Raw genomic sequence first — 14399 nt, forward strand, 5'->3', positions numbered from 1 at the left:
ACCAGTCTGTGCTCACTCCACCACGCTGAATTCAACCCGCGCAGTCTGGCCGCTCTCGTCCAGCACGCTTAACTGATAACGCCCCGGTTTGCTCAGGGTGGGAGTGAAATCCTGTCTGGTGTCGGTTTCTGCCAAAGGTTTGCCATCGATAAACCACCAGCGGTGGCCGCTGCCGCCGAGTGCCGAGAGCGTGAGGCGTAAAGCCTGACGACTGGCGGCAGGCAGGCGCAGGTTGTCGCCTTCGCGGACACCGACAATGCTCAGTGGGGGCGCCAGGTTCAGGTTCTGCGGCGGGCAATCCGGGTCAGCAGGCGGCAGGCGTGCGTCGCGTCGTTCTGCTCTGGGCAGCCAGGGCTCAAGAGGCGCAGGCCACAGCGCGATCTCCTGCGCTCGGGCGTCCGGGCAATTGGCCGCGACGCGCAGCCCCTTGGCATTGACCCAGATATGCTCCTGCAAACCCAGCCCAAGCGGTTGGTCGGCCGCTTGCAGGGTTGGCGGTGTGGTGCCGTCCAGCGTCCATGCGAAGCGTTGGCGACGGCAATTCGGATCGTTTTTGCTCATCGGTTGACCGAGCGGCCAGCAGATGGCGGCCACACCGACGTTCTGCGGCACGGGCTGGACGGGTGCGGCGATGCCGCGCTGACTGTCGCGATTGACCAGCACATCGTGGACCTGAAGCATCAGTGGCGCTGCCGAAGCCAGCCCGAACTGCCCTGGCACCGGTGTGCCATCCGGCCGGCCGATCCAGACCCCGACCAGGAAGCGCGGCCCGACGCCAATCGCCCAGGCATCGCGGAACCCATAGCTGGTGCCGGTTTTCCAGGCCAGTTGCGGACGTTGTACCAATTCGGCGCGCGGGTCGATGTCCGGGCGCGACTGGCCACTGAGAATGCGTCGAATGATCCACGCAGCGCCCGGTGACATCATCCGCCGCTCACGCAGTCGGTCCTGCGGTTGCAGTCGAACATCGGCACTGCGCCCGCCGCGCGCGAAGGCGCTGTAGCCTGTCACCAGATCCTCTAACCGACTGCCCGCGCCACCAAGAATCAGCGCCAGACTGGGCTCGGCCAGCGGCGGCAGGGTCAGGGGTACGCCGCCATTGCGCAGTTCGGCGGCGAAGCGTTTCGGCCCGTAGACCTCCAGCAATTGCACGGCAGGCAGGTTGAGGGACATCGACAGCGCCGAACTGGCCGCCACCGGTCCGCCGAAACCGCTCGAAAAGTTGCCCGGTCGATAATCGCCATAGCGGCGCGGCACATCCTGCATCAGGGACTCTGAATGGATCAGTCCGGCGTCCATGGCCATGCCGTACAGAAACGGCTTGAGTGTCGAGCCCGGCGAGCGCAGGGCGGTGACCATGTCCACATGGCCGAAACGCTTCGCATCGTTGATGTCCACCGAGCCAACGTACGCGCGCACGGCCATGTTTTCCGCCTCGACCACCAGAATCGCTGCCGACGTCCGCTCCGGGAGGCGTGCGCGCCAGCCCATCAGCAGGTCTTCCATACGCCGTTGCAGTGCGGCGTCCAGCGTGGTGCGGATCAATGGCGGGCTGTTGGCGCGATTCAGGCGTCGGGCCAGCAGCGGCGCAAGGCTCGGTTCCTGTCGCGGCGCCAGCCACAAGGGCTCTTCCAGTGCTTCGTTCACGCTTGCTTGCGGCCACACCTGAAACTCGGCCAGACGTCTCAACACCTTGTCGCGAGCCTGTTGCGCCCTTTGCGGGTGACGGTCGGGACGCAGGCGGCTTGGCGCCTGTGGCAGCACCGCCAGCAATGCTGCCTCGGCGCGGGTCAGGTTTTGCGGTGATTTGCCCAGATAAGCCCAACTGGCGGCTGCGACGCCTTGCAGTGTGCCGCCGAACGGGGCGCGATTGAGGTACAGACCGAGGATCTGATCCTTGGACAGGTGCCACTCTAGCTGCAGCGTGCGCCACAGCTGACGAAACTTGCCGGATAGCGTACGTGAGTGTGGATCGAGCAATCGTGCCACCTGCATCGACAGCGTGCTGCCGCCCGAGACTACGCGGGCATCGCTGAGGTTTTGCCAGGTGGCGCGTAGCAACGCCAGCGGATTCACCCCGGGATGTCTGTAGAACCAGCGGTCTTCGTAGGTCAGCAGGGCTTCGAGGTAGTAGGGCGAGACCTGTTCGTTGCTGACCGGATAGCGCCACACGCCATTGGCATCGGCAAAGCGCCATAGCGGCGTGCCGTCCTCGGCCAGTACAACGCGAGCCAGATCATCCCTGGGCAGTGGCAGCGGCCAGAGTCGGTCGGCCAGCCAGAGGAGAGCGATCAGCAGCATGATTGCGCCTGCCAGCCACTTGAATGTTCGCGGCAGGCGCAGAAGAAATTCAGGTTTCAACGCAAAGAGCCTTTATGATCCACGGAACCTGACACGCATTGCGACAGCCAAAGCGGACAGACCATTTTCTTCACGACTCCAATCAGGACGTACATATGCAGGTAGAAGGCTTTTTTGAATGGCTCGGGCAGGCCATCGGCGCGATCATTCGCTTCTTTGTCGACGGTCTGGCGTGGTTGTTCAACGGGTTTACCCATGCTGGGGGGAATTTTGTCGATGGCCTGTCTCGCACGCTGGGCATGGACACCTCGCTGATCAGCATCATCGCACTGGTCATCGGCCTGATGCTGCTGTATTCGGCGGTCCGCGCCTTCATGCGTGCCTCGATCATCCTCGGCATCATCTGGCTGGCGCTGGGCCTCTGGTTGCTGAGCTGGATCATTCATTGATGCGTTGAAACGCTGACCCGCCGCCATCGTGGGTGAGCGGAGCGACGCTTTCGCGAGCAAGCTCGCTCCTACTGGAGCTGCGGTGTGTCGGGGCAGTTGTGTATGGTGCCTCGATCGTTTCTGTGACGCACATCTGAGACACTTTTTGCTTTTGTAGGAGCGAACTTGTTCGCGAAGGCTCTGGTACGGGCGATACATCTTCAGCGGATGTACCGGCCCTTTCGCGAACAATGCGGATCGCCGCCCCGGTCGCTCCTACTGGAGCTGTGGTGTGTCGGTCCGTTTGCGAGCAAGCGTGCCCTCACTGTCACGCATTCCAGTCAGTAATCGATCATTTCCCCTTCACCACCATCTGCGCAGGCGCTTCGCCCAAGGCTTGCCAGTTCGGGCGGTACATGGATTCGACCTGCGGTGGCGGGACGCGGTAGGTGCCCGGGGTGACGGCTCGCGCCAGGTAGAGCAGATGCACGGTGCTGCTGCCCTCGATGTCCAGCGCGGCCACATAACGGTCGCCCCGATATTCCTGATGCTTGATCCCGGCGTTTTCCATCGACTCGCGGATGGTTTTTACCTCCTCGCTGGCGTCTTCCAGACTCGCCGCGCTCTGCGCCAGGTTCTGATTTTCCAGCTCCAGGCCCGCAGGCAGCAGGTCCACCACCAGTGCATCCGGCACGCGCTGTTTGGCACCGATCTCCAGGTGCACCAGCACCAGTTGCCCGGTTTTCAACGCGCCGATGTTCAGTGGCGCGCCGTTCAGGTTCAGGTACTCGCGGCGAATGCTCAGGTTCTCGCCACCCGCGGCAGGCGCCTGGGTTGGATAACCGGAGACGGTCAGTTGCTGGTAGAGCACTTCGCTGCTCTGGTTGTGCACCGAAAGCGGCGAGGCCAGCAGCGAACCGTCCAGCTTGAGGCCCGGCTGTCTGTTGCTCAGCTCGCGGGTTTCAGTGCCACTGGCGATGCTGGCGGTCCAGTCCTTTTCCGGTTTGCCCAGCAGGTTACGGCCAGCCATGAACAGTGAGTTGCTTTCCTGCGTGGACAGGTAACGATTGGCCGCCACCTCATCCGCCAAGGCGAACAGGCGCTCATCACGCTTGTCTTTGGCGAGGTCGTTTTCTTCCAGCAATGCCAGTATCAACGCCTGATCACGCAGCGAGCTGCCGTAGTCAGCCAGCCATTCATTCTTGCGGCTGACCGCCAGACCCGCCATCAGGGCCTGGTCGGCGCGGGGTTTGTCGCCCATTTTCTCCAGCGCGACTGCCAGTTGCACCAGCGGCAGGCCGGAGCGCGCATCACTGCGTCGGTCGAACAGGCTGCGCAAGGCCGCGAGCGGGGCCTGCTGACTGCGCGACAGCACCAGCCCGGCATAGGCTTGCACGGCGAAGCGCGTATGTTCGGCGTTCTGGCTGTAATTGACCTGAATCTGACCGGCATCCTGCAAATACCGCAGCAGGCGTTCGCTGGCTTTCTTCAGCGCATCCGGGGGCACGGCAAAGCCCTGATCGCGAGCGCGCAGCAGGAAGTCGGTGACATATGCCGTCAGCCAGTATTCCTCGTCGCTGTCCGAGCCCCACAGGCCAAAACTGCCGTTGTAACGTTGCATGCCCAGCAGCCGCTCGATGCCGATCTCGACCTTGCGCTTGCGTTCGGCATCCGTTTCGCCGGTCAGGCCCAGGCGCTTGAGGGTTGCGGCATCGGCATACAGCGACGGGTACAGGCCGCTGGCGGTCTGTTCCAGACAGCCGTAAGGGTAGGCTTTCAGTGCGCGAATCTGTTCGCCAAGGTTCAAGGGCGGACGGCTCGACAATGACAGCAGTGCCTCACGACCGGCCGGCTCGAACGCTTCCAGCGCGCCTTCCGGCAGGCTCCAGGCCTGCTCATTGAGGGTGGCGCGGTAATGCTTGAGCATCGCCGGGTAGGCAGGGCGCACACCGACGGTCCATTCACGGGTGAAGGCCGGCAGGTTTTCGCCCGGCAGGTCCAGACCTTCGACCCGCACCTTGATCTTGCCCTGACCAAGGCCGCCTTGCGCCAGTACCGGAACTTTCAGGGTGACACGCTGGCCCTCCTTGAGTTGCAGGGGCTTGCGCTGGCCGCCGCCCGGGATGCTCAACTGGCCCTCAGCGCTGATGTTCACGTCCAGCTTCTGTGCCTTGCCCGACAGGTTGGAGACGTCCAGCGCCACGCTGGTCTGGTCGCCACCCGCGAGAAAGCGCGGCGTCGACAGTTCGGCGATGATTGGCGCGGCAACTACGGTTTTCGCCTCGGCCATGCCGTAGCGGTCGTCGGTCCAGGCTTGGGCCATGATTCGCAGCTCGCCGTTGAAGTCCGGTATATCGACGCTGACCTCACCTTCACCGGCGTCATTGAGCGTCACCGGCGCACTTTGCAACGCCACGATGGTAACGCTGGTGTCCGGACGTTTACCGCCCTTCGCCAGCGCATCGCCACCGAACGCCATGCTTGCCATTCGCCCCTGACCGGCTTCGATCAGCTGACCGTAGATGTCCAGTTGGTCTGCTCCGTACTGCTTGCGGCCAAACAGGCTGGCAAACGGATCGGGCGTTGCGTAACTCGTAATGTTGAGGATGCCGACGTCCACCGCCGACACCAGCACATGGACCTGCTTGGGTACGCTACCGTCAGCATTTTTGGCGGCGACCTTGAGCGTCAATGGTTGTCTGGGGCGCATTTTCTCCGGTGCAGTGACCGTCAGCGCCAGCTTGCGCTGCGCCCGGTCCAGCGGCAGGTGCAGCACGCCCACGGCGCGCTTGGGTGTGACATTGGCCTTGCGTTCACCGGGGCGTATCACCAGAGCGGTGACGTACAGGTCGTGGCGCGCCCATTTTTTGTCCAGCGGGATGTCATACGATTTGCCTTCGGCAGGCACATCGATTTCCTGCCACCACAGCGGGCCTTCACTGGACTCGATGAGCAGATAACCCTTGCCCGCAGCCGGCGGGGTGACAGTGACTTTCGCGGTGTCGCCATCGTTGTAGGCTGGTTTGTCCAGCGCCAGCTTGACCTGATCGGGCCTGACTGCGCCGCCGTCAGTGTTGTCCTGCCAGCGATAACCGGCCCAGAAGCGCAAGCTGCTGACCATCCCGGTGGACGGATCTTCGACCTCGACACGGTAAGGACCCCATTCGACCGGGAAGCTGATCCTGGCGGTGGCGTCCTTGGTGATGCTGACGGTTTCTTCGTTCAGGTTGAGGAATTTCTCGTTGAAGTGGTAACTCCAGCCATCATTGGCCGAGTAGTTCCAGTAGTAATCGCGGCGCTCGCGGACCAGCCGGACTTTCACATTGTCAGCGGCCAGCTTGTTGCCCGCCGCGTCCGCCATGACGATTTCAAAATCGGCCGGGCCGTCGCCGTTGGTCTGCGCCTCGCCCTTGGCCTCGTCGTCGTAGTCGTCACTGCTTGTGCTGCTGCCGAACAGTGCGCGCACGCCGGGCAGGTGCTCGGCAGGCCAGATGGGCTGCACCAGACGACGGGTGATCGGACGCCCGCCGGACTCTTGCAGGCTGGCTTGCAGAATCAGTTGCAGTGGCGATTTGGCCTGCGCCCATGCGCTCTGCACGGCGATCGTGGAATGACCTTCGGCATCGAGGGTGACGGGCTCAAGCTCCAGATCATGCTTGAGGTCTTCTTCGGTGATCGAACCGAACTGATAACCCGGCAGCTTCGGCACCGCCTCGCGCAGTGGACGGACATAGACCTGACCGGTCAGCGTATTGCCCGAAGCAGGGGCGCCATACAGGTAACGGCCGGTGATATCGAATTGCGGGTTGTCAGCAGGCGCCACCGGCGTGTCGCTGCCCTTGAGCTCCAGAGCCAGACGCTCGGGCAGGAAGTCCTCGACCTTGAACTCGTAGAGTTGCGGCTTACCGTCGCCCAGGTCGAACACCAGTTGCCAGCGTCCGGTGGGCGCTTCATCGGCAAGCGGCAATTGATACTGGTAGAACCCGTTGCTGTCGGCTTCCCAGACGAATTTGCGGCTGACCTGATCATCGGGACGGCGCACTTCGACGGTGATGGGCTGCGGCTTGACGCTGTTGCCGTCGCTGTCGCGCAGCAGGCCGTTGAGCAGCACGGTTTCGCCGGGACGATACAGGTCGCGTGGGCCAAAGATAAAGAACTGCAGCGGGTGAGCCTGCGGGCCGGAGATATCGAACTCGGCCAGGTCCAGCGCCGAGCTGTTGAGGCGCAGCATGCTGGTCTGTTCGTCTTTGTGCGCCAGTACTACGGCAGCCTTGGCGGGCAATGGCAGTTGCGCGTGGCCGTCGCTGTCGGTCTTGGCCTGGGCTACGACCTTGCCGTTGTCGTCATACACATCGACGCTGACATCACTCAAGGCCTTGCCACCCTCGAGCGCTTGAGTGAAGACATCCAGACGGTTGCTGTAACGGTGCACCGACAGGCCGATGTCACTGAGCGTCAACAGAGTGGCCGGCTGTGAGTAGCTGTAGGTGCCCGAGGCGCGCATCACCGCCAGATAAACCCCTGGCTGTTGCAGGGGTTTGATACCGGCAATCGGCAGCAGCAGGGTTTCACGGGTATTGCGCGCGGGCTTGAGGTCGAAGCGGCCGCTGTAGACCAGATCGGCCATGGGCAGAAGTTCTTCGGAGCTGTAGCTGGACAGGCTGGACGCGCCGTCCCACTGGGCGAGGAAGTTCGGCATCGAATCGGGTTTGATCCTGAAGAACTCGACATCCACCTTGTCGACGTTCAGCGCGATCACCGGCAAGCCCTCGGCCAGACGGGTCGGCAGCAGGCTGCCGCGGCTGGCAAAACCGACAGAGGCCTGCAGGTCGCGGGTTTCCAGGCGGCTGATGTATTCGGCCGCAAGTTTGGCCTTGTTGACGGCCAGCAGCCCGGCATCGACGGTCAGGACCAGTTTGCGCTGCGGCTCCAGATGGCGCAGGCGCAATTCCGTGAGGTTGTCCGACAGTTCCCAGGCGCCGTCGACCTTGCCGTTCTTGCTGTCCACCAGATGAAGTTTTTCGTCGAATTTCTGCTCGGGGTCGAGCGGGGCAGAGAAGCTCACCGACAGGGTGCTTGCGCCGTCGACTTGGATTTCCGACACGTCGATGACCGTCAGTTCGCGGCCTGCGTAGCGCTTGCTCAGCGCGGCGAGGTCTAAAGCGGGTTTGGGCTTTGTATCGGTAACCGTTGCCTGGGTCGTGGATGCCGCGGCGGGCGCAGGTTTATCCGTGGAAGAAGAATCACAGGCGCTCAGCAGCGCAAGCGCGCAGGCCAGAAACAATCCTTTGTTTAACATGGGGGCACTCATCGGCAACGGTAGAGAGGGTGCGACTATATAACAGTCGTGATGACAAGTATTACTGTCAGATTGAACAGTAAGGTCACATATCGAACGGACTGACTATCGTGCCATTGCGCGTTGGCATTCAGCGGGTGGCGCAGAGCGTCACGAAATGCATTCCCAGGCTGGAGCGTGTGGAACGATAACGCTGCAGCTTTCGAGGCATGAGTAGCGCCCCCCCGGACGTATCGAAACGCTGGGACACCCCGCGTTTGATCTGGCTACAATGCCCGCCTTGCCGGGAGTTCTCATGTCTACGTTGCTCACTGACTGGCGTCATCGCTCAACCCATCGTCGTGTCTGGGCGCTGGCGACGCCGATGATTCTGTCGAATATTTCCGTGCCGCTGGTGGCGTTGGTCGACAGTGCGGTGATCGGTCATTTGCCCCACGCACATCAGCTGGGCGCCGTGGCGGTGGGTGCGACGCTATATACCTTCCTCGCCTGGGCCATGGGCTTTTTGCGCATGGGCACCACCGGGTTTGCCGCGCAGGCGGCAGGGCGCAGTGACAGCGCTGCGTTGCGCCGGATTCTGCTGCAGGGGCTGCTGCTGGCCGTCGGGCTGGCGTTATTGCTGGGTGTTATCGCCTTGCCGTTCAGCCATCTGGCGCTGACGATGATGCAGCCGTCTGCCGATCTGCAGCAAATGACCCTGGATTTCTTCCATACCCGACTGTTCGGCCTGCCTGCGGCGCTGGCCAGTTACGCGCTGGTCGGCTGGTTTCTGGGCGCGCAGAACGCTCGGGCGCCACTGGCGATTCTGCTGGTGACCAATGCGGTCAACATCGTGCTCAATCTGTGGTTCGTCATGGGGCTGGACTGGGGTGTGGTCGGTTCGGCGCGTGCTTCGGTACTCGCGGAGTGGACTGGTGTGGTGCTCGGTCTGCTGCTGGCGCGCAATACATTGCGCGCCTGGCCAGGCCGGATCGTCTGTTCGGCCTTGCGGCTATGGAGCAACTGGCGGCCCTTGCTGGCAGTCAATCGAGACATCTTTCTGCGCACGCTGGCGCTGCAATCGGTGATGTTCCTGATCACGGTGCAGGGCGCTCGCCTGGGGGACGCGACGGTTGCCGCCAATGCCTTGCTGCTCAACGGCCTGCTGTTGACTGCTCATGCTCTGGATGGGCTGGCGCATGCGGTCGAGGCGCTGTGCGGCCATGCCATCGGCGCGCGGGACAGGGATACGTTGCGTCGCTCCCTGGTGGTTGCGGGTGGCTGGTCACTGATTGCCAGCGTAGCGTTTGCGCTGTTTTTTCTGGTGGCTGGGCATGGCTTCGTCAGCCTGCAGACCGATATCCCGGAAGTGCGCGCCACTGCGATGACCTATCTGCCGTATCTGGCGCTGATGCCATTGGTGGCCGTCTGGAGCTACTTGCTGGACGGCCTGTTCATCGGCGCTACCCGTGCGCGAGAAATGCGTAACGCGATGCTGCTCAGCGCAGCGGGTATCGCGCCGTTGGCCTATCTGGCTTCCAGCCACGGCAATCACGCTTTATGGCTGACGTTTTTGGCCTTTACCCTGCTGCGCGGCCTGAGCCTCGGTTTCATTGCCTGGCGGTTGACGCGCAGTGACGGTTGGTTCGCTCACTGAGGCTTCGACCCGGTCTTGTTCTTTTCAGACAGCGTTTGCGGCGTGTGTTTGACGAACATGTCCACCTCGTCGACCACGGGTGCCAGACCGCTCAGCAATCTGGCGAATGCGCCGACCAGCGTGCCGTGGTTGGTGCGTGAGAAATACAGGTCGCGCACCGGCACGCCGGCTTCACGCAACGCCCTGGCCAGGCCGCCTGTGTTGCGCTTGGGGTTGACCAGCGAGTCGGTGTGCGAGGCCATCAGCAATGCCGGTGGTGCGTCGGACGTAACGTGGTTGATGGGTTGCGAATCCGGCGGTGAATTCGGGAAGAAGAACACCGGCTTCACGTCCGGGTTCTCGATGGGCAGGAAGTCGTAAGGCCCGGCCAGGCCGATCCAGCCGCTGAGGATGGAGGGCGACAAGCCTTCGCGAGCCAGCCAGCGCGAGTCGAGCGCGAGCATTGCGGCGTTGTAGGCACCTGCACTGTGGCCCATCACGTACAGACGGCCCGGGTCGCCACCGTAGGTGTTTGCATGCTTGTGCGCCCAGGCCAGCGCCTTGGCCGAATCTTCCAGAAAGCTTGGGTAACGTACCTGCGGATACAGCCTGTAGTCGGCGATAACCACCACCATGCCTCGCGCGGCGAGCGCTTCGCCGACGAACGCATAATCGGCTTTCGAGCCGCTGTTCCAGCTGCCGCCATAGAAAAATACCACCACCGGTGCCTTGGCCGGTTTCGCCTTGGGTGTGTAGACATCCAGCGTATTGCGTGGGTCCGGCCCGTAGGCCAGGTTGTAGACATGATCGACAGGGCCGCTGGGGTTCAACGTATTGAGCAGCTTCAAAGGCGAGCAACCAGACAGGGCTGCCAGTACGGCACCGGTCATCAGTGTCAGGAAAATCACTCGGATCATAGAGAGAGGGCTCTGGAAGGTGAGTCGGATATGCCTGAGACCGTCACGCTTCGCCCCAGTGCCGCACAGTTGCTGCTACGTCATTCAAGGACGTGCGGATCACTCGGTGAGCCATCCACTTTGCTGGCAAAGCTGATACGTGGGCTGCTTAGTGTGATACCACTGTCGTCGATCTGTACCATGCTCGCCCCGGCATCGACGGTCAGTGTGCTGCCTTCAGCAAGGTCTACCCGGGTCCCGTCCGCCAGTTGCAGTTGCCGGTCCGGACCGGTTATCGCCTGCCAGTCGAGGTGCATCTCAACGTTATCGGCAGGTGCGTGATCACTCCTGTGGTCGCCGTCGTCTGCCAGCGCTGCCAGGCAGCCGGCGATCTGCGGCGGGTGTTTGTCGTCTTCGCTAAAGCTCACCACCACTGACATGCCACCCCGACATTCGAAGTCCAGCCCCGCAGCCAAGTGCAGCCAACAGCCAGCGTCAGGACTCTCCGGGCGTTGCCACTCCCATTCCAGACGAACGTGCACCCGGCCTGCCGCATCGGTCCTTGCCGGTTCGCCGTCACTACCGATGATCCAGCCACGCTGCAGTGACGCAATGGCGGGGCGCGGTGCCGGGGCAGGTGTTCTGAATCCGGTTTCCCAGGGGACAGCCTCGAACAGGTTCGAGTAGCGGTCCGATGCACGCTCGTCTCCTTTGGCGACGTCAAAGCGGTGTCGGACGTCGGTGATCAGCCACATGTGGTTCCAGTCCTTCCGGGGATGGCCGGCCAGCGGCAGCAGTTGCCCGCAGGTCACGAACGGCAGGGTGCTTTGCCCCGTCGCGCATTGGCCTGCCCGGCTGCCCGGGAGGGCCACTTCAGGTTCGGTGACAGCAAACCGCGTGACGCCAGGCTGCCGTGCAAACTGACGCCAGTGTGCGACGGGGCTGCGTGCAAAGCCGTGCAGGTTGGCGCCAAATACCAGCTCGTGGCGGCGGCTCGAGTGGACGAAATGGTAGTGAATGCCTTCTTCCGCGCACAGCCGCTGCACCAGTTGCAGGTCGGATTCCTGGTACTGCACGCAGTTTTCGCGCTCGATGCATTCTGTTTGCAGGTCAAAGCGGAAGCAGTTCTTCAACCCATGTTCTTCCAGCACCTGGGCGATGATCCGGGGTGCGGTCATGTGCTGAAAAATACGTGAGTGGTGGCGCAGCCCGAGGCAGGCCAGTCGAGGTCCCATCAGCAGCGTGTAGCAGGCCGGGCCGGGGTGGTAGTGCGTGCGGGTCGCGCCGTGAATCTGACCGTGGAAGCCTTGCCCTTGAGAACTCTGCCCTTGAAATCCTGGCTCGCTACCGAGGCCCAGCCAGGCAGGTTTGTACATCAGGTGAGTGAGGTCCAGATCGAAGCCGTCGCCGAGGATTTCCAGCTCGATGGCATACGGCTGGCTGATCGCTTCGGTTGCGCTGAACGATATGACGTTGAAACGGCGCTGCAGGCGGGCAATCTCCAGATGAAGGAGCGGCGCGCTGGCGGGGTCGGGCATGGAGGGTTTCTCTACCGGGAATGCGACCGCGGATTCTCGCGCAGAAGTCGTGCAGGGTAGAGGTCTGCAGGTAGAACAGGACGTTGCCTACAACAGGTGTTGGTGGGGGATTACATTGAGTGGGGTGGGCTGCATGAGAGCGGAGCACGGGAGCGATGGCTACGGACACCTATCGTTCCTCACGCTCCGCGTGGGAATGCCGTTCGTGACGCTCTGCGTCACACATTGCAGCAATTAAAGCCTGGGCTTCATTCACGCGCTGTCTCGCCAGACTGAAGATTTGCAACGCAGAGCGTCACGAACTGCATGCCAACGCGGAGCATTGGCACGATAAGCAGTCAGATTTGGCTCCGCGCAAGGATCAGGACGACAGGTACGACGAGCGGGTCAGCCCCAGGCGCAAGGCATCAAGGAAATAGGTGCGCTCACGTGGGGTGATCTTGGCGCTGGCGACCTTGTCCCGGTAATGGGTCATCAGTTCTTCCGGCGACAGGTGCACGTAGCGCAGCATGTCTTCGATGGTGTCGTGGGTTTCGATGCCTGCGTGGTAAACGCTGCCGTCCGGGTTCTGGTAGATGTTCACCGAGTCGGTATCACCGAACAGGTTATGCATGTCGCCGAGAATTTCCTGGTAGGCACCCACCAGGAAGATCCCCAGCAGATAGTCTTCGCCTTCGTTCAGCGAATGCACCGGCATGCTGGTCTCGATGCTCTGCTCATCGACGTACTGCTTGATCTTGCCGTCCGAATCGCAGGTCAGGTCCTGAAGCACGGCGCGGCGCACCGGTTCTTCGTTCAGGCGGTGCAGGGGCAGAATCGGCAGCACCTGGCCGATGGCCCAGGTGTCCGGCAGGCTCTGGAACACCGAGAAGTTGCAGATGTACTTGTCGGCCAGCTTGTCGTTGAGCTCGTCCAGCACCTGACGATGGGAGCGTTGACGGGCTTTCAGCGAGTTATACAGGCGGCGGCAGACGGCGAAGTAGCATTGCTCGCCCAGTGCCTTTTCCGCCAGGCTGATCTTGCCATCGGCGTACTGGGCCGCGATGTCGCTCATGTAGTGCGTGGCGCGCCAGTAGGTTTCGGTGACCATCTCGATGTCGGTCGGACCCAGCAGGTCGACCAGCCATTGCACGGTTTCCGGCAGGCTGGCCTTGTCGGCGATTTCCGGGACTTCGTCGTTGTGCTTTTCGACGTCGGTCACCTGAACCACCAGCATGGCGTGGTGGGCCGTCAGCGAGCGGCCGCTTTCCGAGAAGATATGCGGGTGCGGCAGGCTTTGCGCATCGCAGAATTCCTTGAGCATGCCGACCACGACGCCTGCGTAGTCGTCCATGTCATAGTTGATCGAGCTGGCGTTGCGCGAGTGCGTACCGTCGTAATCGACCCCCAGACCACCACCGACATCGATGTAATCCACGGGCAGGCCAAGCTTGCGCAGTTCGCCGTAGTAACGGATCGCTTCCTTGAAGCCGTGCTGATAGTCGGCCAGGTTGGCGATCTGCGAGCCCATGTGGAAGTGCAGCAGGCGGATACCCTGATCCAGGCCGGCCTTGCGGAAACGCTCGACCACCGACAGCAATTGCGCAGCCGACAGGCCGAACTTGGATTTCTCGCCGCCGGTATCCGCCCATTTGCTCGATGCCAGGGAGGACAGGCGAACGCGCAAGCCTACCTGGGGGGCGACCTTCAGCTCCGCGGCTTCTTCGATCACCAGTTCGACTTCGGACTCTTTCTCGATGACGATGAACACGTTGTGACCCAGCTTCTGGCCCATCAGCGCCAGACGGATGAACTCACGGTCCTTGTAACCGTTGCAGACGATGGTGCCGCCTTTGGGCGCCAATGCCAGTACGGCCATCAGCTCAGGCTTGGAGCCCGCTTCCAGGCCGATGGAGACGTTCTGCGTGGCGATGATGTTTTCCACCACCGCTTCCTGCTGGTTGACCTTGATCGGGTACAGCGCGGTGTACTTGCTCTGGTATTCCAAGCGGGCGATGTTGCTGTCGAATGCGCCGGTCAGCTGGCGCACGCGGTCTTGCAGGATATCGGGGAAGCGCACCAGCAACGGCAGCGACAGGCCGCTCTTGCGCAGGTTGTCGACCTGCTCGTAAAGGTCGATGGGCGAGCTGTCGGGCCCGTTGGGACGGACTTCAACGCGTCCCGCTTCGTTGATTGCAAAATAACCCGCGCCCCAATGGCGAATGCCATAAACGCTGCGGCTGTCCGCAACGGTCCATTGGCTGCCATCGTCTTTGCGTGTGCGTCGTACGGACATCGAAGTCCCCTATAAAGAAGTCGTAGCGCCAGCCAGTAGCCGGCTGG

At 62.3% G+C, this 14399-nt stretch carries 7 protein-coding genes; 2 read left to right on the forward strand and 5 right to left on the reverse strand.

Annotation, left to right across the window (positions count from 1 at the left end):
- Window positions 1-12: 12 nt before the first annotated feature.
- Window positions 13-2361 carry a peptidoglycan glycosyltransferase PbpC gene (pbpC, locus tag JOE33_RS17620; protein ID WP_187624899.1) on the reverse strand — a complete coding sequence of 783 codons (2349 nt, stop codon included), beginning with the start codon at window positions 2359-2361 and terminating at the stop codon, window positions 13-15.
- A gap of 95 nt (window positions 2362-2456) precedes the next feature.
- Here pbpC and JOE33_RS17625 point away from each other — a divergent pair, with 95 nt between their 5' ends.
- Complete coding sequence (locus JOE33_RS17625; RefSeq protein WP_003307908.1) at window positions 2457-2750, forward strand: hypothetical protein; 294 nt, start codon at window positions 2457-2459, stop codon at window positions 2748-2750.
- Window positions 2751-3081: 331 nt separating this feature from the next.
- Here JOE33_RS17625 and JOE33_RS17630 read toward each other — a convergent pair whose 3' ends face one another.
- Entirely contained in the window at window positions 3082-8028 is a 4947-nt protein-coding gene (locus JOE33_RS17630) for an alpha-2-macroglobulin (RefSeq protein ID WP_187624900.1), read from the reverse strand.
- A gap of 295 nt (window positions 8029-8323) precedes the next feature.
- On the opposite strand from JOE33_RS17630, the gene JOE33_RS17635 reads away from it, so the two are divergent.
- Window positions 8324-9664, forward strand: a complete 1341-nt coding sequence (locus tag JOE33_RS17635; RefSeq protein WP_187624901.1) for an MATE family efflux transporter — start codon at window positions 8324-8326, stop codon at window positions 9662-9664.
- Here JOE33_RS17635 and JOE33_RS17640 read toward each other — a convergent pair.
- The 3 genes from JOE33_RS17640 to speA all read right to left on the reverse strand — a co-directional run bounded on the left by JOE33_RS17640 (window position 9658) and on the right by speA (window position 14352).
- The gene (locus JOE33_RS17640) at window positions 9658-10560 is read right to left on the reverse strand and encodes an alpha/beta hydrolase (RefSeq protein ID WP_054993273.1); all 903 of its coding nucleotides are present in this window, start codon (window positions 10558-10560) and stop codon (window positions 9658-9660) included. The two genes, JOE33_RS17635 and JOE33_RS17640, sit on opposite strands and share 7 nt — an antisense overlap.
- An 80-nt stretch (window positions 10561-10640) precedes the next feature.
- The gene (locus JOE33_RS17645) at window positions 10641-12077 is read right to left on the reverse strand and encodes a contractile injection system protein, VgrG/Pvc8 family (RefSeq protein ID WP_122530054.1); all 1437 of its coding nucleotides are present in this window, start codon (window positions 12075-12077) and stop codon (window positions 10641-10643) included.
- Between the two features lie 361 nt (window positions 12078-12438).
- Window positions 12439-14352: an arginine decarboxylase gene (gene speA / locus JOE33_RS17650; RefSeq protein WP_010427280.1), complete on the reverse strand. Its 1914-nt coding sequence runs from the start codon at window positions 14350-14352 to the stop codon at window positions 12439-12441.
- Window positions 14353-14399: the final 47 nt, after the last annotated feature.

The sequence above is a fragment of the Pseudomonas sp. PvP027 genome, from assembly GCF_017833005.1.
Lineage (GTDB): Bacteria > Pseudomonadota > Gammaproteobacteria > Pseudomonadales > Pseudomonadaceae > Aquipseudomonas > Aquipseudomonas congelans.

What these genes read in the sequence shown, in the direction of transcription:
- JOE33_RS17625 (WP_003307908.1), top strand. Translation starts at nt 2,457, where the DNA reads ATGCAGGTAGAAGGCTTTTTTGAATGGCTCGGGCAGGCCATCGGCGCG.
- JOE33_RS17630 (WP_187624900.1), bottom strand. Translation starts at nt 8,028, where the DNA reads ATGTTAAACAAAGGATTGTTTCTGGCCTGCGCGCTTGCGCTGCTGAGC.
- JOE33_RS17635 (WP_187624901.1), top strand. Translation starts at nt 8,324, where the DNA reads ATGTCTACGTTGCTCACTGACTGGCGTCATCGCTCAACCCATCGTCGT.
- JOE33_RS17640 (WP_054993273.1), bottom strand. Translation starts at nt 10,560, where the DNA reads ATGATCCGAGTGATTTTCCTGACACTGATGACCGGTGCCGTACTGGCA.
- JOE33_RS17645 (WP_122530054.1), bottom strand. Translation starts at nt 12,077, where the DNA reads ATGCCCGACCCCGCCAGCGCGCCGCTCCTTCATCTGGAGATTGCCCGC.
- speA (WP_010427280.1), bottom strand. Translation starts at nt 14,352, where the DNA reads ATGTCCGTACGACGCACACGCAAAGACGATGGCAGCCAATGGACCGTT.